The sequence below is a fragment of the Pseudomonas sp. CCI1.1 genome, from assembly GCF_034348165.1.
Lineage (GTDB): Bacteria > Pseudomonadota > Gammaproteobacteria > Pseudomonadales > Pseudomonadaceae > Aquipseudomonas > Aquipseudomonas paracarnis.
In genome coordinates this window covers 5,847,895-5,867,873 of sequence record NZ_CP133780.1, presented here as the reverse complement: position 1 = coordinate 5,867,873, position 19,979 = coordinate 5,847,895, and the positions used below count along the sequence as shown (strand labels likewise).

At 54.3% G+C, this 19,979-nt stretch carries 17 protein-coding genes, 1 other RNA gene and 1 pseudogene; 8 read left to right on the top strand and 11 right to left on the bottom strand.

All coding sequences use genetic code 11. From position 1 onward, the window contains the following. Positions 1-2 precede the first annotated feature (2 nt). The 9 genes from mraY to rsmI all read right to left on the bottom strand — a co-directional run bounded on the left by mraY (position 3) and on the right by rsmI (position 9,053). The gene (mraY, locus tag RHM69_RS26570; protein WP_003188670.1) at positions 3-1,085 is read right to left on the bottom strand and encodes a phospho-N-acetylmuramoyl-pentapeptide-transferase; all 1,083 of its coding nucleotides are present in this window, start codon (positions 1,083-1,085) and stop codon (positions 3-5) included. Next, complete coding sequence (locus tag RHM69_RS26565) at positions 1,085-2,455, bottom strand: UDP-N-acetylmuramoyl-tripeptide--D-alanyl-D-alanine ligase (protein WP_038448961.1); 1,371 nt, start codon at positions 2,453-2,455, stop codon at positions 1,085-1,087. Before RHM69_RS26565 ends, mraY begins: the two co-directional genes overlap by 1 nt. Next, positions 2,448-3,911 carry a UDP-N-acetylmuramoyl-L-alanyl-D-glutamate--2,6-diaminopimelate ligase gene (locus tag RHM69_RS26560; RefSeq protein ID WP_058409873.1) on the bottom strand — a complete coding sequence of 488 codons (1,464 nt, stop codon included), beginning with the start codon at positions 3,909-3,911 and terminating at the stop codon, positions 2,448-2,450. The genes RHM69_RS26565 and RHM69_RS26560 overlap by 8 nt, the downstream gene beginning before the upstream one ends. Further along, positions 3,911-5,653 carry a peptidoglycan D,D-transpeptidase FtsI family protein gene (locus RHM69_RS26555; RefSeq protein ID WP_019816949.1) on the bottom strand — a complete coding sequence of 581 codons (1,743 nt, stop codon included), beginning with the start codon at positions 5,651-5,653 and terminating at the stop codon, positions 3,911-3,913. The genes RHM69_RS26560 and RHM69_RS26555 overlap by 1 nt, the downstream gene beginning before the upstream one ends. Then, on the bottom strand, positions 5,653-5,946 hold the full coding sequence (ftsL, locus tag RHM69_RS26550) for a cell division protein FtsL (RefSeq protein WP_003188663.1): 294 nt from the start codon (positions 5,944-5,946) through the stop codon (positions 5,653-5,655). Before ftsL ends, RHM69_RS26555 begins: the two co-directional genes overlap by 1 nt. Continuing rightward, complete coding sequence (gene rsmH, locus RHM69_RS26545; RefSeq protein ID WP_003188661.1) at positions 5,943-6,890, bottom strand: 16S rRNA (cytosine(1402)-N(4))-methyltransferase RsmH; 948 nt, start codon at positions 6,888-6,890, stop codon at positions 5,943-5,945. Before rsmH ends, ftsL begins: the two co-directional genes overlap by 4 nt. Next, positions 6,887-7,342 (bottom strand): division/cell wall cluster transcriptional repressor MraZ, encoded by a 456-nt coding sequence (gene mraZ / locus RHM69_RS26540; protein WP_003171868.1) that lies wholly within the window; start codon positions 7,340-7,342, stop codon positions 6,887-6,889. The genes rsmH and mraZ overlap by 4 nt, the downstream gene beginning before the upstream one ends. 355 nt (positions 7,343-7,697) lie before the next feature. Beyond that, an RNA gene (gene rnpB / locus RHM69_RS26535) (RNase P RNA component class A) lies at positions 7,698-8,051 on the bottom strand. A 96-nt stretch (positions 8,052-8,147) separates the two neighbouring features. Further along, entirely contained in the window at positions 8,148-9,053 is a 906-nt protein-coding gene (gene rsmI, locus RHM69_RS26530; protein ID WP_144269763.1) for a 16S rRNA (cytidine(1402)-2'-O)-methyltransferase, read from the bottom strand. A 176-nt stretch (positions 9,054-9,229) separates the two neighbouring features. On the opposite strand from rsmI, the gene RHM69_RS26525 reads away from it, so the two are divergent. The 4 genes from RHM69_RS26525 (at position 9,230) to RHM69_RS26510 (ending at position 12,677) form a co-directional block, all read left to right on the top strand. Further along, complete coding sequence (locus tag RHM69_RS26525; RefSeq protein ID WP_014716968.1) at positions 9,230-11,041, top strand: penicillin-binding protein activator; 1,812 nt, start codon at positions 9,230-9,232, stop codon at positions 11,039-11,041. Continuing rightward, entirely contained in the window at positions 11,041-11,412 is a 372-nt protein-coding gene (locus RHM69_RS26520) for a YraN family protein (protein WP_200599128.1), read from the top strand. The genes RHM69_RS26525 and RHM69_RS26520 overlap by 1 nt, the downstream gene beginning before the upstream one ends. A 93-nt stretch (positions 11,413-11,505) precedes the next feature. Then, a complete protein-coding gene (locus tag RHM69_RS26515; protein WP_007904374.1) occupies positions 11,506-12,099 on the top strand; it encodes a phosphoheptose isomerase in 594 nt (197 codons plus the stop codon). Next, positions 12,096-12,677, top strand: coding sequence for a BON domain-containing protein (locus tag RHM69_RS26510; RefSeq protein ID WP_200599127.1), 582 nt, complete (start codon positions 12,096-12,098; stop codon positions 12,675-12,677). Before RHM69_RS26515 ends, RHM69_RS26510 begins: the two co-directional genes overlap by 4 nt. Before the next feature lie 203 nt (positions 12,678-12,880). Here the strand turns inward: RHM69_RS26510 and RHM69_RS26505 are convergent, their stop codons facing one another. Together RHM69_RS26505 and RHM69_RS26500 are read right to left on the bottom strand one after the other, a co-directional pair. After that, complete coding sequence (locus tag RHM69_RS26505; RefSeq protein WP_019816951.1) at positions 12,881-13,651, bottom strand: OmpA family lipoprotein; 771 nt, start codon at positions 13,649-13,651, stop codon at positions 12,881-12,883. Positions 13,652-13,829: 178 nt separating this feature from the next. Further along, positions 13,830-14,033: pseudogene (locus tag RHM69_RS26500) on the bottom strand (MBL fold metallo-hydrolase); the annotation flags it as partial. Positions 14,034-14,114: 81 nt separating this feature from the next. On the opposite strand from RHM69_RS26500, the gene RHM69_RS26495 reads away from it, so the two are divergent. From RHM69_RS26495 to RHM69_RS26480, 4 genes are read left to right on the top strand one after another with little or no spacing between them, the layout of a single operon-like run. After that, positions 14,115-16,004, top strand: coding sequence for a hypothetical protein (locus RHM69_RS26495; protein ID WP_200645811.1), 1,890 nt, complete (start codon positions 14,115-14,117; stop codon positions 16,002-16,004). After that, positions 15,997-18,207, top strand: a complete 2,211-nt coding sequence (locus RHM69_RS26490) for a hypothetical protein (RefSeq protein ID WP_200645810.1) — start codon at positions 15,997-15,999, stop codon at positions 18,205-18,207. Before RHM69_RS26495 ends, RHM69_RS26490 begins: the two co-directional genes overlap by 8 nt. Further along, positions 18,208-18,681, top strand: a complete 474-nt coding sequence (locus RHM69_RS26485; protein ID WP_149873203.1) for a hypothetical protein — start codon at positions 18,208-18,210, stop codon at positions 18,679-18,681. A gap of 4 nt (positions 18,682-18,685) precedes the next feature. Then, entirely contained in the window at positions 18,686-19,951 is a 1,266-nt protein-coding gene (locus RHM69_RS26480; protein ID WP_200601232.1) for a hypothetical protein, read from the top strand. Positions 19,952-19,979 lie beyond the last annotated feature (28 nt).

The following is a 19,979-nucleotide window of genomic DNA, read 5'->3' as shown; positions in this document are numbered from 1 at the left end:
TTCTACCTCAGTTTCAGGGTGGCAAGGCCGACCAGTACCAGAATCACGGTGATGATCCAGAAGCGGACAATCACGCGTGGCTCAGGCCAGCCCTTGAGTTCAAAATGGTGGTGAATCGGCGCCATGCGGAACACGCGGCGCCCGGTCAACTTGAAGGACGCCACCTGGATGACCACCGACAGGGTTTCCATCACGAACACGCCGCCCATGATGAACAGCACGATTTCCTGGCGAACGATCACCGCGATGGTGCCCAAGGCCGCGCCCAGCGCCAGTGCGCCGACGTCGCCCATGAAGACTTGTGCTGGGTAGGTGTTGAACCACAGGAACCCCAGGCCGGCACCGATCAGCGCACCGCAGAACACGATCAGCTCACCGGCGCCCGGTACATAAGGGATCAGCAGGTATTCAGCGAATTTCACGTTACCGGAGAGGTAGCAGAAGATGCCGAGCGCGCCGCCCACCATCACCGTCGGCATGATCGCCAGGCCGTCGAGGCCATCGGTCAGGTTCACCGCGTTGCTGGAGCCGACGATCACGAAGTAGGTCAGCACCACAAAACCGACACCCAGTGGGATGCTCACATCCTTGAGCATCGGGATGATCAAGGTAGTTTCCACGGCACTTGGCGCGGTGGTGTACAGGAAGATCGCGGCGGCCAGGCCGAACACCGACTGCCAGAAATACTTCCAGCGGCTTGGCAGCCCCTTGGAGTTTTTCTCGATCACTTTGCGGTAGTCATCCACCCAGCCGATGGCGCCGAACAGCAGGGTCACCAGCAGCACCACCCACACGTAGCGGTTATGCAGGTCGGCCCACAGCAAGGTGCTGACGCCAATGGACGACAGGATCAGCGCGCCGCCCATGGTCGGAGTGCCAGACTTGGACAGGTGCGACTGCGGGCCGTCGTTACGAACCGATTGACCAATTTGCAGGTTCTGCAGGGTGCGGATCATCCACGGCCCTAAAAACAGCGACAAAGACAGCGCGGTCAGCACACCCAGAATCCCGCGCAGGGTCAGGTACTGGAAGACCGCGAAGCCTTTGTGGAACTGTTGCAGATACTCAGCCAGCAGCAGCAGCATTAATGTTTCTCCGTACTTGAGCCACACAAGGCTGCGACGACGTTTTCCATCACCGCGCTGCGCGATCCCTTGATCAAAATGGTTGTGTGTTTGTCATGTTCAGCCGCCGTCAACGCCTGGATCAGCTCGGCCTGGCTGGCGAAATGCTGCGCGCCGGGGCCGAAAGCGTTGACCGCATGAGCCATGTTCGTGCCAACGGCATAGAGCGCGTCCACTTTGCCGGCGGCATAGGCGCCGACTTCACGGTGGCCTTGTTCAGCCCAATCGCCCAGTTCGCCGATATCGCCCAGCACCAGCACCTTGCGCCCATCAAAGCCTGTAAGCAGGTCCACAGCGGCATTGATGGAGGACGGGTTGGCGTTGTAAGTGTCATCAATCACGCGCATGCCGTTGCCAGCCAGTTGCGCCACAGTGCGGCCCTTGACCGGCTGCACCGCGCCCAGGCCCGTGGCAATGCCGAACAGCGACACACCCAGGGCATGGGCGGCAGCGGCGGCGGCCAAGGCGTTGGCGACGTTATGGTTGCCCAGCAGGTTCAACTGCACGTGCTCATCACCTTGCGGAGTGTGCAAGGTGAAGGACGGGCAGCCACGGGCATCGACATTGATGTTGGAAGCGTGAAAATCGGCTGCGGCATTCAGCACTGCAAACGTCAGGACCTTGCGACCGGCGGCGCGTACACGCCAGGTCTCGAACGCCTTGTCATCCAGGTTCAGTACCGCAGTGCCCGAGGCGTCGAGGCCCTCAAGGATTTCGCCCTTGGCTTCGACGATTTTTTCCGGGCCGCCGAACTCACCGACATGGGCGGTACCGGCGTTGTTGATGATCGCCACGTGAGGCTGGGTCAGCGCCACGGTATAGGCGATTTCGCCGATGCGCGAAGCCCCCAGTTCAATCACTGCCGCCGTGTGTTCCGGGGCCAGTTCGAGCAGGGTCAGCGGTGCGCCGAAATCATTGTTCAGGTTGCCACGGGTCGCGAGTACCGGCCCGCGCGTACGCAAGACGCCAGCAAGCAGTTCCTTGACCGTGGTCTTGCCGCTGGAACCGGTAATGGCCGCCACCGGCTTATCAAAAGCAGCACGGTTAAGCGCACCCAGTTGGCCCAGGGCCAGGCGGGTGTCGGCTACCAGCAATTGCGGCAGGGCAGAATCGGCCACTTCACGCTGCACCAAGGCACCGACGGCACCTTTGGCGGCAACGTCGTTGAGGTAGTCGTGACCATCGAAACGCGGGCCGGCCAGGGCGACAAACAGCTGCCCCGGCTGGATGTTACGACTGTCGATACTGACGCCGGTGAATGTGCAGTCGCTCGACAGCACACGGGCCGACAGGGCCTGGGCCAGTTCGCTGAACGTCATCGCTTTAAGCATGGGCGACCTCCCAGGCGGTCAAGGCGTGATCCGCCTCGACCAGATCGGAGAAGGCATGGCGCTCACCGTTAATTTCCTGATAGTCCTCGTGGCCTTTACCCGCGAGCACCACGACGTCGTCCGCGCCGGCACTGGCGATCAGCTGGGCAATGGCGGCGCCGCGTCCAGCCACAAACGTGACCTTGGAGGCGTCTTTGAAACCGACACGGATGTCGTCGAAAATCTGGCTCGGGTCTTCGCTGCGCGGGTTGTCGTCGGTGACAAGTACGCCGTCGGCCAAACGCTCGACGATCTCGGCCATCAATGGGCGCTTGCCGCGATCGCGATCACCGCCGCAACCGAACAGGCACAGCAGTTTGCCTTTGGCATGTGGGCGCAGGGCTTCGAGGACTTTTTCCAGGGCATCCGGTGTGTGGGCGTAATCGACCACCACCAGCGGTTGCGTGCCGCCACCCAGGCGCTGCATGCGACCGGCCGGGCCTTCCAGCTTCGGCAGTACCCGCAGGATTTCATCCAGGGCGTAGTCCAGGCCCAGCAGTGCACCGATAGCGGCGAGCACGTTGCTCAGGTTGAACCGCCCGAGCAAGGTGCTGCGCAAGTGGTGCTCGCCCTGCGGCGTCACCAATGTGGCGCGCACGCCTTCATCATTGAATTGGGCTTCGCGGCAATACAGGTAGGCACTGGCATCTTGCAGGCTATAGCTGATCAGGCGCGCGTCGCTGTCTCCGCCCGCCAGTTGGCGGCCAAACGCGTCGTCGAGGTTGACCACCCGGCACTTCAGGTCATTCCAGGCAAACAGCTTGGCCTTGGCGGCAGCATACGCCTCCATAGTGCCGTGGTAGTCGAGGTGATCGCGGGACAGGTTGGTCATCACCGCCACGTCAAAGGCCAGAGCAGTGACACGCCCTTGGTCCAGTCCATGGGAAGACACTTCCATGGCAACCGCCTTGGCGCCGGCCTTTTTCAGGTCGGCCAGGGTCGCTTGCACGGCAATCGGGTTTGGCGTGGTGTGCAGGCCGCTTTGCAGCGCGCCATAGAAACCGGTACCCAGGGTGCCGACGATGCCGCAGTGCTGACCCAGCAGGTCCAAAGCCTGGGCGACCAATTGGGTCACGCTGGTCTTGCCGTTGGTGCCCGTCACACCCACCAGGTTGAGCTGGCGGCTCGGGTCACCATAGAAACGCCCGGCGATGTCAGAAAGCTGCGCAGCCAGGCTCTTGACCGGAATCAACGGCACATCGGTGATCGGCAGCACGGTGGCGCCTTCCACTTCATAGGCGACCGCAGCCGCACCGCGTTGCAGGGCATCGGCGATATGCGCACGGCCATCGAGCTTGCCGCCAGGTACCGCCAGGAACAGGTCGCCGGCGCGTACATTACGACTGTCCAGGGTCAGCTCACGAATCAGCAGATCGTGGCCGGCATGGGCAAAAATCTTGTTCAGGCTAAGAGACATCAGCCGCGCCCTCCATTGGCTTTGACAGCGGCAGCCGGTGGACCAGCGTTGGCTTGTTGCGTCGGCGGCAGGTTGTCCGGCGTGATATTCATCAAGCGCAGGGTGCCGGACATCACTTTGCTGAACACCGGCGCCGAAACCAGGCCACCGAAGTAGCCGGCTTTACTAGGCTCGTCGATGACCACGACGATGGCGTAGCGCGGGTCGCTCATCGGGCCGAAGCCCGCGAACAGCGAACGGTAGGAGTTTTCGGCATAGCCCTTGGTGCCCACCGAGGTCTTACGCGCCGTACCGGACTTGCCAGCAACGTGGTACGCCGGCACCTGGGCGCGGAATACGCCGCGCGGTGCCTCGATCACTTGTTGCAGCATGCCTTGCATGGTCTTGGCGACGTTTTCCGGGATCACTTGGGTGGCTTTTGGCGCTTCGTCGACGTGGATCAGGCTCAGCGGAACCATACGGCCGTTATTGGCCAATACAGAGAACGCGTGGGCCAACTGGATGGCGGTCACCGACAGGCCGTAGCCGTAGGACAGCGTGGCAGTCTCGGCTTTTCTCCACTCGCGGTAGTTCGGCAGGTTACCGACCCGCTCGCCCGGGAAGTCGAGGCCGGTGGGTTGGCCCAGGCCGATCTTTTGCGCCAAGTGATAAATAGTCTCGCCGCCGATATCGAAGGCCACCTTACTCATGCCGACGTTACTGGAGTTGATCAGGATGCCGGTCAGGTCCAGCACTGGCCCCTCGGTGCGGGACACGTCACGAATGGTGTACTTGCCCAACTGCAAGGTGCCTGGGTAAACCTCGACCTTGTCGCTGGGTTTCCAGCGGCCGGTTTCCAGGGCAGCGCTCATGGAGATCGCTTTCATGGTCGAGCCCGGCTCGAACACGTCGATCATCGCGCGGTTACGCATCATCGCCGGCTGCAGGTTGCGACGGTTGTTCGGGTTGTAGGTCGGCTGGTTGACCATGGCGAGGATCTCGCCAGTCTTCACATCCATGATCACCAGGCTGCCGGCCTTGGCGCCGTTCTCGATGATCGCGTTACGCAGTTCGCGGTTGGCCAGGTATTGCAGGCGCAAATCGATCGACAACGCCAGAGGCTTGCCGGCCTTGGCGTTTTTGGTGACCTGGACATCCTTGATCAGTCTGCCGCGCCGATCCTTGATGACCTGCCGCTTGCCGGGAACGCCGGCCAGCCATTCGTCGTAGGCCAGTTCGACACCTTCGCGACCATGGTCATCGATATCGGTAAAGCCGACCATATGCGCGGTGGTTTCACCGGCCGGGTAGAAACGACGAAACTCCTCGATGCCGTAGACACCGGGGATTTTAAGGTCGAGCACTTGCTGGCCTTGCTCAGGGGTAAGCCCGCGCACCAGGTAGATGAATTCTTTGTTGGCCTGGGCTTCCAGGCGCTCGGTCAGGGCCTTGCGGTCTTGCCCCAGGGCAGCGGCCAGTTCAGGCCACTTGTCCTTGGCAACTTGCAGTTCCTTGGCGTTGGCCCACAGGGTGGTCACCGGGGTACTGACGGCCAGAGGCTCGCCGTTACGGTCGGTGATCAGGCCACGGTGCGCAGGAATCGGAATATGCCGCAGGCTGCGGGCGTCACCCTGGCCGATCAGGAAGTCGCGGTCGACGACCTGCAGGTCGAAGATGCGCCAGACAATCGCCCCCACCATCAATGCCAGCAAGCCGAGCATCAGGCGAAAGCGCCACGGGTAGAGTGCCCCTTCGAGTTTCATCATGGCGCCACCATGCGAACTTCAGCCGCGCCAGGGATGTGCATCTTCAATTGTTCAGTGGCCAGCACTTCGATACGGCTGTGAGCCGTCCAGGTGCTTTGCTCAAGGATCAGCCGGCCCCACTCTGCCTGGGCTTTGTCACGCACGCTCAATTCCCCGTACAGGGTATTGAGCAACTGGCGGTTCCAGTGGGCGCTGTAGGACACCGCAATCGCGGATACCAGCACGCCGACAAACAGCAGCAACATAAAGAAGCTGCCGCCCGGGAGGGGCTTGGCGAAAAGCTTGCTCACCGCAATTTCTCCGCAACACGCATGACGGCGCTACGGGAACGTGGGTTGGCCTTGAGTTCGGCTTCGGAAGCGAACTGCGCTTTGCCATGGATTTTGATTTTCGGCACAAAGGCTTCGAAACGCACCGGCAGGTTGCGCGGCAGGTTATCGGATTCGCCCTTGACCAGGCGACGCATGAACAGCTTGACGATGCGGTCTTCCAGGGAGTGGAAGCTGATCACCACCAGGCGACCGCCCACTTCCAAAGCATCCAGAGCGGCTTCGAGGCCGGCCTCCAGATCGCCCAATTCGTTGTTGACGTGGATACGCAGGCCCTGGAACGCGCGGGTAGCCGGGTTCTTGCCCTTTTCCCAGGCAGGGTTGGCCACTTTCAGCACTTCGGCCAGGTCAGCGGTGCGTTCGAACGGCTGGATTTCGCGGCGCTCGACCACGGCACGCGCCATTCGACCGGCGAAGCGCTCCTCACCGTATTCCTTGAACACACGGGCGATTTCTTCCACCGGCGCGGTGGCGATGAATTGTGCGGCACTGACCCCACGGGTAGGGTCCATGCGCATATCGAGGGGGCCGTCGTTCATGAAACTGAAGCCGCGCTCCGGGTCATCGAGCTGTGGCGAAGACACGCCCAGGTCGAGCAGAACCCCGGCCACCTTGCCCGCCATGCCGCGCTCGGCAACTTCGGCCCCCAGCTCGGCAAAGCTGCGCTGCACAACGACAAAGCGGCCGTCTTCGGCCGCTAGCGCTTGCCCGGTGGCAATCGCTTGAGGGTCTTTGTCGAACCCAAGGAGTTTGCCGTCGGACCCGAGCTGGCTGAGTATCAACCGGCTATGCCCGCCCCTGCCGAATGTGCCATCGACATAGCAGCCATCCGCGCGTACGGCGAGAGCCTCGACGGCTTCGTCAAGCAGTACGGTGATGTGGTTAAAGCCGCTATCAATAGTCACAGGATCAAATCACGCAGTTCATCAGGCATGGCGCCCGGTTGTTGAATAGCAGCCAGGTCCGCTGCAGACACAGCATCCCAGGCATCTTCGTCCCACAATTGGAACTTGTTCAGTTGGCCTACCAGCATTGCGCGCTTGTCGAGCTTGGCGTACTCGCGCAGTCGCGGCGGCACCAGGAAACGACCACTGCCATCGAGTTCAAGGTCGACGGCATTACCGATCAGCAAACGCTGGAGTCGGCGGTTTTCTTCACGCAATGAAGGCAGCGCGCGCAACTTGGTTTCAATCAACTCCCACTCATCGAGGGGGTAAACACACAAACAGGGATCAACGGCGTCAATCGTGATGATTAACTGCCCCGAACTTCGCGAAATGAGCTCGTCACGATACCGGCTCGGCATAGCGAGACGGCCTTTTGCATCGAGACTGATAGCGTTAGCTCCGCGAAACACAGATGCGTTTCTCCAAATTTTAGCGTTTTACGTTCAAAAAACCCACTTTGTGCCACTTTCCGCCACTTGCGCACACTATAGGAATGCGCCTACCACACCGTCAAGGCGCGTATTCAAGGAAAAGCCTTACAGAACGGAGATTTAGGAGGGTAAAAGGAGGAGAAACGAGAGTTTTGCGATGTTTTTGACTCAACAACAGCAAATAGCTCAAAGAGCTAGAGCGCAAAGTTAAAGTAATTTATTAAGAGTAAGATTTTTTTGGTATTACGAAGATGCATCTGCCAATGATTTGGCAGGGAGGGATTCTTGCGTTACTACCGGGTTTGCGCACGAGATTCGAACGCAAGGAAAAAAGGTGGAGAGTCGATCTGTAAGCCGGGTTCTGTCTTGAACAGTCATTCGTCTACGATGGCCATCACTGGACATCTTTAGCAACCTACCCGGTCCCAGCGCGGGCCACGCCTTGGGACCCTATTTGGTCTTGCTCCAAGTGGGGTTTACCTAGCCACGAACTGTTGCCAGTCGTGCGGTGCGCTCTTACCGCACCTTTTCACCCTTACCGGCACCGAAGTGCTTAGGCGGTTATTTTCTGTGGCACTTTCCGTAGGCTCACGCCTCCCAGGCATTACCTGGCACTTCGCCCTATGGAGCCCGGACTTTCCTCCCCCCCCTAATTTTCATAGAGGGCAGCGACTGTCCAATCGACTCTCCGCCGCGAAGGTTAACGGCACGGCGGCTTGAGGACAAGTATTAAAAGTGCAGCATTGCCATCACGTTCAGACGAAATACAGATTTGGTCCCGGAACTATTCGGCCTTCTGTTTATCCAGCGCGACCTGATACAACACATTCTTGCGAACGCCAGTAATTTCCGCCGCCAGGGCGGCGGCGCGCTTGAGCGGCATTTCCTTGAGCAGCAAATCGAGGACGCGCATGGCCTCGCTGCCCACCGCGTCTTCATTCTCCGGCGCGGCCCAGCCTGCTACCAGCACCACGCATTCGCCGCGCTGCTGATTGCTGTCGCCCTCGACAAACGCTCGCAGTTCCTCCAGCGGCAACCCCTTGAGGGTTTCGAAGGTCTTGGTCAACTCCCGGGCCAACAAGGCCAGGCGCTCGCCGCCGAACACCAGCTCCATGTCTTGCAGGCATTCAAGAATGCGATGCGGGGCCTCATAAAAGATTAAGGTGCGCGGCTCTTCTTTAAGTGCCTGCAGACGCGCCCGACGCCCTACGGCCTTGGCGGGCAGGAAGCCTTCGAAGATAAAGCGGTCCGAGGGCAACCCGGCGGCCGATAATGCAGCAATCAGCGCGCAGGCTCCTGGAACAGGCACTACATTGATACCAGCGGCGCGCGCCTGGCGGACCAGATGGTAACCAGGATCGGAAATCAGGGGCGTGCCCGCGTCGGAAATCAGCGCCACGTCATCACCCGCCAAAAGACGCGTGATAAAGCGGCTACCCTCTTCACGTTCGTTGTGTTCGTGGCAGGCCGCTAATGGCGTGCTGATACCAAAATGCTGCATCAACCGTTGGGAGTGCCGCGTGTCTTCTGCCGCGATCAATTTCACCTCGCGCAACACCTTCAGCGCCCGGGCACTGATGTCGTCCAGGTTGCCAATGGGCGTCGCCACCACAAAAAGCGAGCCAGCAGTGGAATTCAAAGGACCTGGAGCAGTCAAAGCGCACACCTCGATGGTTGGCAAAAGCCACATTGTAGCGCGTAGACGCCTTGAAAATATGCCATCACGGCCGATGCCGTTTCAGCCACCGTCAGCTATTGGCAACATTTGCACGACCTAAATCCACGGTTTAACGCCATGAACATCGCGCCTGGGCCAGTGCTTGGGTACACTTCCACGCTAATTTGATCGGTATCAGGAACACTTACATGATCGCTTGCCTGCGGCTGCTCTCCGCCCTCTGCCTCGCTGCCTTGCTGGCCGCTTGCGCCAGTTCGCCCTCCTCCAGTCTTGGCGAACTGCCACGCACGCCCGATGCCAGTATCGAGCAACTGCTCGAACAGGCGACGAACGCCAAGACGCCAGAAAAAGCCGCGTTGCTGCGCCTGAGCGCGGCGGACCTGGCCTACCAGCAGAACAATCCCGGCCGCTCCTCGCAGATCCTTGCGCAAGTGCCCCTGGATGCCCTGAAGCCAGCCGCGCAAGTATTTGCCAGCACCCTGGCCGCAGAACTGGCCATGGGGCGCAACCAGCCCAAGGCGGCCTTGGCAGCGCTGAACCACCCTAGCCTGCAAAACCTGAAGGAACTGCCGACCGACCAGCAGATCCGCACCGGTACCGTACATGCACGCGCCTATGAAGCCGACGGCCAGACCCTCGCCGCCGCTCGCGAGCGGGTGGCCATGGCGCCCCTGCTGACGGCTGAAGCTGCCAGCAGCAACCACGAGGCTATCTGGGTATTGATTGCCGCGCTGCCAGCCGAACAGCTGCAAGCTACCGGCAACCCGACGCTCGATGGCTGGATCACTCTGGCCCAGGCGGTCAAGGGCGCCGGTACGCTGGAGCAACAACAAGCCGCCATCGACACCTGGCGCGCTCAGAACCCAGGGCACCCGGCGGCAGTGCAACTGCCAGCACCGCTGACCAAGCTCAAGGAACTGGCCAGCCAGCCCCTGAACAAGATTGCCCTGCTGCTGCCGCAGGAAGGTCCGCTGGCTGCTGTAGGCAAAGCGCTGCGCGAAGGCTTCATGGCGGCGCACTACCAGGCTGAGCAAGCCGGGCAGAAGCCGCCGGTCATTGAGTTCTATGACAGCTCGCGCCTGGCCTCCCTCGACGAGTTCTATGCCAAGGCCCAGGCCGCCGGTGTGCAACTGGTGGTCGGCCCGCTGGAAAAACCGCTGGTCAAGCAACTCAGCGCGCGCCCGCAGCTACCGATCACCACCCTGGCCCTGAACTACAGCGAGACCGATCAGGGCCCGGCGCAGTTGTTCCAATTCGGCCTGGCCGCTGAAGACGAAGCCCGCGAAGTGTCGCGCCGTGCCCGTGCCGATGGCCTGCATCGCGCCGCCGCCATGGTGCCCCGTGGCGAATGGGGTGAGCGTGTCTACAAGGCGTTCCGCCAGGATTGGGAAGCCAATGGCGGTACCGTCATGGGCGTTGAATATGTCGACCAACCTGTGGCCCTGGCCCAGCAGATCGCCGATCTGTTCCAACTGCGCAAGAGCGAAGGCCGCGCCAAGAGCCTGCAAAGCACAGTCGGTACCGACGTCGCCGCCCAGCCTTCGCGTCGCCAGGACATCGAGTTCATCTTCCTGGCCGTCACGCCGCAACTGGCCCAGCAGATCAAGCCGACCCTGAACTTCCAGTACGCCGGGGATGTGCCGGTATACGCAACCTCCCACGTGTACAGCGCCAGCGGTGATCGTAACCAGTACCTGGACATGACCAACGTGATGTTCTGCGAAACCCCTTGGCTGCTTAATACCACCGACCCACTGCGCAACCAGGTCGCCGCGCAATGGCCGCAAGCCAATGGCAGCCTGGGCCGCCTCTACGCGATGGGCGTCGATGCCTACCGCCTGGCGCCACGCCTGGGCCAGCTCAAGGCACTGCCGGACACCCGTGTCGACGGCCTCTCGGGCAACCTGGGTATCAGCGCCAACCAGCGCGTTGATCGCCAGATGCCGTGGGCGAAGTTCGTCGGCGGCGACATTCAGCGCCTGCCCGATACCCCACGCTGATGCCCGAGCGGTCCAGCGCACACAGCGGCAAGGATGCCGAACTGCATGCACTCAGCTACCTGCAACAACAGGGTCTGCGCCTTCTGGCGCAGAACTGGTTATGTAAACGCGGCGAGCTTGATCTGGTCATGCTTGACGGCGATACAGTAGTATTCGTCGAAGTCCGCTACAGAAAACACGCACAATGGGGTGGCGCGCTCGCCAGTATCGACGGGCGCAAGCGTCAAAAGCTGATACTCGCTGCGCAGTTTTTTCTGCAAAAAGAGCATCGCTGGGCTGACTGCTCCTGCCGTTTCGATGTGGTTGCCATGGAAAGCACCCCGTCAGGCACAGCTGATCTGACCTGGCTCAAAAATGCCTTTGACAGCTGATTCGCCGGGCACCTTCACCACTCATTTTTGCTCTTTGCTTTGCGGGCTGCACATTACCTGTGCCAAACAGCCGCGCTACTTAAGGTCACACAGATGGACATGCAATCCCGAATTCGCCAGCTTTTCCAGGCCAGCATCGACACCAAGCAACAGGCGATGGACGTACTTGCACCGCACATCGAGCAAGCCAGCCAGGTGATGGTCAACGCCTTGCTCAACGAAGGCAAAATGCTTTCGTGCGGCAATGGCGGTTCGGCTGGCGATGCCCAGCATTTTTCCTCCGAGCTGCTCAACCGTTTCGAACGTGAGCGCCCGAGCCTGCCGGCTATTGCCTTGACCACCGACTCGTCGACGATCACTTCGATTGCCAACGACTACAGCTACAACGAAATCTTCTCCAAGCAGATCCGCGCCCTCGGCCAGCCGGGCGATGTATTGCTGGCGATTTCCACCAGCGGCAACTCGGCCAATATTATTCAAGCGATCCAGGCCGCACATGATCGCGAAATGATTGTCGTAGCCTTGACCGGTCGCGACGGCGGCGGCATGGCGTCGCTGCTGCTCCCGGAGGACGTGGAGATTCGCGTCCCGGCCAATGTCACTGCACGCATCCAAGAAGTTCATCTGCTGGCGATCCACTGCCTGTGCGATCTGATCGACAGCCAACTGTTCGGGAGTGAAGAATGACCGTTAATCGCCTCAGTCTTTTGGCCATCACGCTGTGCGTCGCCATCAGCGGCTGCAGCTCGGCTATCACCGCTACACGGGACACCCCTATCCAGGACGACCGTGGCACACGTACCTTCGGCAGCACCATCGATGATTCGCTGATCGAAACCAAGGTCAAGGTCAACGTCGCCAAGGCGGCTACCGACCTGGGCAACGGTGCCTCGCGCATCGTGGTGACCAGCTTCAACGGTGTGGTCCTGCTGGCAGGCCAAACCCCGCGCGCCGACCTCAAGGCCCAGGCCGAGCAAGCCGCTGCCGACGTGCAACGCGTCAAGAAGGTCCACAACGAACTGCAGGTCATGGACCCGATCACTCTGCTGGCCATCAGCAATGATGCGCTGCTGACCACCAAAATCAAGGCCCAGATGCTGACCGACAGTGCAGTGCCAGGCTCGCGGATCAAGATCGTCACCGATAACGGCATCGTCTACATGATGGGCCTGCTGACCCAGGCAGAAGCCACCCGCGCCGCCAACCTGGTACAGGGCGTGTCGGGCGTGCAGAAGATCGTGAAGGTGTTCGAATACATCGACTGATGTAGATCGAAGGTGCCTGATCGTTCCCACGCTCTGCGTGGGAACGCATCCCGTGACGCTCCGCGTCACCGCACACGCTTCAGCTTTTGCGCCAAGAGTAGGACGCGGAGCGTCCGAGCGGGCATTCCCACGCAGAGCGTGGGAACGATCAAAAAAGGGCGCCGTGCATTGACTGCACGGCGCCCTTTTTAGTGCCCAGGGGTTTACTGGTATTGCTGGTACGGGTTGCCCTGGAACTGGTTGTTCTGCTGTGGCGCCTGCTGCTGGCCAGGCTGGCCGTATTGCTGGCCAGGGATCGGGCCGAGGTTGACCTCGACACGACGGTTCTGGGCACGGCCATTCACGTCGGCGTTGCTGGCAATCGGGTTATCCGGGCCGGCCCCGCGTGCGCTCAGGTTGGCACCGTTGACACCTTGGGAGGTCAGGTAGTTGGCCACGCTCTGCGCACGGCGCTGGGACAGGTCCATGTTCAGTTGACGGCTACCGGTGCTGTCGGTGTAGCCAACGATCTGGATGGTGTTCTGGTTGAACTGCTTGAGGGAGTTGGCCAGGTTGTTCAGCGGCTGATAGAAGCTGCTGGAGATCGCGTCCGAGTTGGTGGCGAACGTAATGTTACCCGGCATGATCAGCTTGATCTGGTCGCCCTGGCGCTGCACCTCAACCCCGGTATTGGCCATGCTTTCGCGCAGTTTTTTCTCCTGCTGGTCGGCGTAGTAGCCGTAGCCCGCCGCACCGGCACCCGCAACGACTGCGCCAATCAGCGCGCCCTTGCCACGGTTGTTATGGTCGATGGCTGCACCGGCCAATGCGCCAGCCAGCGCACCGAGGCCGCCGTACTTGGCGGTTTTGCTCATGCCGCTTTCGGAACCATTGCTGGCCTGTCCCTGGCTGCCGTCATAAGGGTTAGGTGAAGCGCAGCCAGACAACAGGGCTACGGCGGTAGCGACAACAAGCAGACGACGCGGAGTGAACATGAAGGAAGCTCCTACTTTTGCATTCTGTGATGCAGAGGACATTGGCAATGGACCTGTGCCGAGTTTGGAACGCGACAAACGGCAAAAATTCCGTGCAGGGGTGCGTAAAGCATAGCTGTCTTTGGCTCGGGCCTGTGCCTGTGTGTCTGTACCGGCTTGTATCAGAGCCGACAACCCATCACGCACGCACGAAAGGATTCTCCCGCATCTCATCGCCCAGCAACGTATCCGGCCCATGCCCAGTGACCACCGTCGCGCCTTCGTCCAGCGTATACAGGCGCTGCTTGATCGACCGCACAATCGTCGCCTGGTCGCCGCCCCATAAATCCGTACGCCCTACCCCGCGACGAAACAAGGTATCGCCGGCGATCAACAGCTTGGCGTCGGATGTCAATGTAGTGTGAGCAAATGAGCAGAGTGGCGAGCACCCTGCTATACCTACGCAAGCACGGGAGCTCGTACCTTGTTCAAGCAAAGTGAAAATTTAATATGTGTAAAGTCAATTCTTAGGTCAAATGGCCGAGTTTACGATCGAACAGATGTCTTCGATCTTGACGCTATTGGGATAGTCCAAGATGCATGGATAGCAATAGCACTCAAACAAATAAGTTCGCGATCAATTCACGAAAAAGTGACAACCAGCTATACCTATGGAATCCAGCAGGCACTTAGTGAACTCTCTGTCGACATCGACGCAATCGAAATTTTAAACAAAAATGAATCCGCACTGACTGCGGCCCTTTTGCATCGTCTCTTTTTAACCCTTGAACGAAGACTATTGAAACGAACAGACAAAAAGGCAGAATCGCGACGAAAAATATCTTTTTCATTTAGAAATCTTGTAATCCACTCTACATTTAACTGCCCAAATGAAATAAGCAGAGAGTCTATAAATTACAAAACGATTCTAGGAGCACTGCGAGCAGATCCACGACCAATACTTAATTCCGAGCAACACGCCAAAGCCCACAGTAATAAAATCCCACTAGGAGCCGTCCCACACAAAAACTACAACGAACTGATTTCCAAGTCCATTGATCTGCTCGCCACCGACCTGCAAAAAATAATAGACGCATGCATTGCCGATCTAAACAACATAGAAATCTTGAGAAAGCTCGTTATTAGCTCAAAAGAATCGACACGAAGCGCATCAACAGAGAAAGTAATCAGGCGATTTATTTACAATTCTTACCCCACTTCTTACGACATTAGGCGCTATGAGATACTATGCCCTAAAAAAAGATTAAACGCTTATTTAAACATAATCAAAGATGACAAATTACTTTATAAAGGCGCGCGTTTATGGGTTGGTTACAAGTTACCCGAATTGCTCAAACAAGCTGGCCTTACCTCCACACCTGGATTTAACACCAGGCATATCTTAGCACTTTCCGTCAGAGCTTGCTTTATCGAGTTGCAAGCCATATTTATACTGCTACTTTGTAGAACAGGCTGGAATAAAGCCTCATTGTTTGCAATGGAAATCAACAACATCATATATGATGAAGAATATGGGCACTACGAAATCCAAGGGTACAAGTCAAAAACAGATGACTTTACCCCATCAGTATTCATTGATCGGCATGAAAAACACTATCAAGATGCCATTCGTCGTCTTATATGGAATCGAAACCAACTAATCTTACTTGAATTTATCCCCGCTACCGAACAACGCATATGGTTTTCGTGGACCACTTCGAAAGACATGTACACGGAAAGATCTGTAATGATTCAAATGACACCCGACGCATTCATTGAAAGGCATAGCCTTTTCAAATTTACACTTGAGCAAATCCGAGAACAAGTTGGGAGCCTCGAGCACTACACCACGAGAAGTACCGAGCATACAAGACGCAAACTCGGACATACAAGCATAGGCACAACCGGACTTTATCTTGACCAATTATTCAGCAGAAATATAAACTCCTCAATTAATCTCGAGTTCCAAAAGAGATTAGAAAAAAAGATCATCTTCAATATGGAAAAAATAAAAACAACCGGCACTTTAAATTTAATGCCTATTGGCGATGGAGCACTATGCTCCGACCCGATCAATCATCCCTTTAAAAGCCTTCAATCTGGAGAGAACATATGCCAAGCCCATCATTGCCATATCGGTGATGGCTGTCCGAACCGTGTAATTGAAATTGATGAGTTTCGGATAACTGAAGTCATACGCACACGAAACTACTATTACCATCACTGGAAGCAGCTCTACTCTGAAAACAATGACCACTTCTCCATGCGGATAGCCCCTCGAATCATATTCAACGAGGCACTATACAATTTCATTAATAGCTCCGCCTATGGTTATATTTTAAGACAGATAGAGGCAACCATTAATCATGATTAATAAAAACCTATCCAGCGCGATACTTCTACAGCTAAAAAAACATCCTTTAGACACTGACATCTCAGTAACACCAGATGCTTTACTTCGAATAACTCAAAGTGAAGCAAGGAAAGATGAAGTTGGCTACAAAGAGATATCTTTGCAGAGATTTGTTCTTCCACCCAACTCGGTCTACCCAAAACCTACAAAATTAGTAGATCATGAAATTCTATTTTTATCGACCATTTATGCAGTTAGCGAATACTCGAGAAACACCCCCTCGTCCAAAAGCAAAGCAAACAGAATTGCATTTATGTTAACAATAACAGTTAAATTTATGGAATATATTTGGCTAAACGACACATTCGACCTTAAAGACCTTTCTCCCCATACATTAAAGAAGCTACCTTGCCATTTAGCAAATGGGGGTTGGCATGAAGCACTGAATATTAGTGAAAGACTTAGCAGTTTTCTTGCGACAGCAAACGACTATGATCATCCTGTTTTCACGTCCACCAACAGCAAAAAATCAGTTAGCAGTGCTGGCTTTCAATTAGCAATCTCTACAAACATAACAGGCAAGGAGACATCTTTATACTTCGACCAAGTACAGAAATTTAAAGCAATGAAAGGCTGGCCATCGGCAGCTAAAAACCAGAAAGAAACATTAACTCTTGGCATGAATTACAGTTCATTACGCCAGACTTTGGAAGCATTAAATTACCTGTATAGGATACCTAACCTCTACCGCTTAGGAATGGTACCTTATCCTGAATATTCCCGCCTAAGTAAAAGGCTGACGGACACACCTGGACGAACAAAGAATATTAACAGTTATGGCGCAGGAAAAATGTTAGAGGAAGCTCTGACCTTATTGTACGAACAGAGTGACGCTATACTTGAGACGATACATTATGCAGGTGCATGCCTATCCAACATTGATGGCCGAAATATAAAAACAAAACTTAACGATATATCTCTACACTCAAAACTCATTAATCCTTCCGTCACAACCGAAAACATCTACAAACCAATAACAATTAAACACCTAAACCATTTAACCAGAGACCTACTTACAGCTTGTTTTCTAATAATAGCTATATTTAACGCAAGAAGAAGAGACGAAATAACACATCGTAAACTCGGTATATCCCTCGGCGCCTGCACTGTCTACAACAAAGAAAACAATATCTTTGAAATGATGTTTTACATAGAAAAAAATCGAAAAGACTATTTGCCATTTTATGTAGGAAACGCAACACAAAAAGCGGCTGAAGCTTTAGAGAAACTACAACTAATCTATCTAAATATAGACTATAAAACTCACTCAATAGGCAAACTGAAAGACACTAATATCACATTGTTTAGACATAAACTTTTTTCTGCCAAGGGATTCTTAGGCAGCTATACAGACTACAATTTTGAAGCCTATAAAACCGGCCAAGCATATCATTTCATTTCTTCACGCTTAAAATTTGAAATACATTCAACGCCACATATGTTCAGAAGGCTTTACTGCACCATTTTCATGAACCAACACGAGTTCCCACATCTTCCCGCACTATCATACCAACTCCAGCATGAGTGCTTGGCAACAACCCAAATTTACATAACTAGTCCGATTACCCAATCCGAAGCAGCCACGCTGAGTAAAATTTATGACTGGCAAATAGAAGAATATATAGACACACACAAACACCACAACAACGACATAGCAAAATATATGGATGAAGCAATAAAAGAAAAATTCTCAGAAATCATATATCGAATAATATCCAACGACAGCGTGACTGGCGGGTACACGAAAATGGTCAGAGTATTATTCAGACGCTTACAAAAGTCTGTTACTTTTAAAGGTTTGGACGACCGCCAAAAAATTGATACATTTATTGAGAGGCTTTCTTCAAGAGGCCATGCACCATCAACTTTTAAACATGCACAGTGCCTTGCAGGAAATAATAGAATAAAGTCTCGCTCGAAATGCTATGAGCTTTCGGACAACACCCTTCACAAAGAAAACGCAACCCCACAACTATGCAGTAATTGCCCATTCTCATTCACATCAATTGAACATATAAAAGGTTTGGAACAGCACTCACTTGAATTATCCAACCAAATAAAAACCCTATGCTCAAACTCCATAATAGTTAAAAACCTTGAGATAAAATTGCAAAACCTTTATGAGATCATTGAGTATCATCACAAAAAACTAGCAGGAGGCTAAATGAATCGATCACAAATAAATAAGCACGAAGCGCTTAACAATATAATGGAAAAAATATTGATTCTTAGAAAATGGGCAACTCAAACCGAAAGCTTTGCTAAAGATGAATACTACCCTCTAACGATTAGACAGTTCAATAATTGGAATATGTTGCAAAACTCTGAAAAAGTGCGCGAACAGTCCGCCGCTATAAAACGAAACGCTAATGATACTCTAAGACGATACCCTGACTTACGAGAAGAAATTGCAAGTCTAATATCATCGATCACTTTAAACATCAATAAAAAAACATCCAAACCAGAAAAACTTACAGCTCTCAGACAAAACATTCACGACCTAAAAAATTATATAGACACACTAGAAAAATACACAGCGGCACAAAAAGCGCAACTCGTGTTGATGCAGGAAAAACACTCGTCGCAAATTTCCCAATTAAATAACATTATTAATGAACTTAAAAAGCATCGGAGCTAACTCAATGAGCTTAAAACTTAGATGGCAACACACCCCAAAGATCGATATAGCAATACCTTACGACACAGAAATGAAAATTATTGTAAATGAGTTAATGGATTACGCAATTTATTTGCAACGCGAAGAGAGCCTAAGCCATCTATACATTAAAAACGAAATGTTCCATTTATCGCTATTTTACATTCACCTTCGCAAAAGTCGCCTTAAGTTTACGCAAGCTGATACGCAAACCCTTAGGGATTTTCGTGATGATGACTTCAAACGATTGCAACGGTACAGCACGGCAACCCCGAAAAGCTTAAAAGCTGTAGTTAATAATCGATTACGTAGGATCTATCACTTTTATTCCTGGCTTCAATTACATCTTGGGTTAATTAACATAATTGGCCTAAAAAGTGCCCAAATATACTCCTCGCTTCCAAACCATCTCGGCAAATCCACGTATAAATTACGTGACAAAAACATGTTCCCCTTACTTTACCCGCGCATTGGAGCTCTTAGCAAACACACTACAAAATACGAACCTTCCGAGAAAAACTTACGTACCCTTGAGTTAGCATTTCTAAAACATCGCGACATTTACATAGCACATCGAAATGCATTGATGCTAGCGATAGCAAATGCGACAGGCTTTAGGAGAGCTTCTATAAACTCACTGCTATGCAGTCAGTTTAGCGATGGCGAAATCGATGTAACTGATGAAGATTTCTTTGTCGTAACCCCGCCAGAGCAAAAATATAGTAATACTTTAAGCTACAAAATCCCACTGTTACTCGCCTTTCGCATCAACGCTTTTATTAAGACTTATCGCAACAACTTTCTTCAAGATAAAAATATAAAAGAAGCAGTCACTTGCGATAGAATTTTCCTATCCGCGCGAACGGGCGCCCCGTTGAACAATCAATCTGTCTCAGAAATTTTTGCCGCCGCTATCAAATCAATCAATATTCCCAGCGCAAGAGTTGGCATACATGCCTTTCGACGAAAATTTACTAACGATGAAATCGCTAAACAGTCTACAATTCGTGCAGAACTAAAATTAGATACTTCAGATGCATCAATAAAAAGCGCCGTGTCACTTTCCCTCGGACAATCGTCTCCGGGGTCCATCAACTCCTATGTCTCACGTAGACAAACTCACGAGGTTCACAGAAGGCAAAATCAAAAAAACCGTGAATTCGAGCAAGTTGTGCTGGAGAATGAGAGACTGGAAGAAGAAAATGAAACCCTTAGAAATAAATTAAAATCCTTAGTTTCCTTCGAAGACTAGAAGATCTATTTCCGGTTCAAAGACGCTC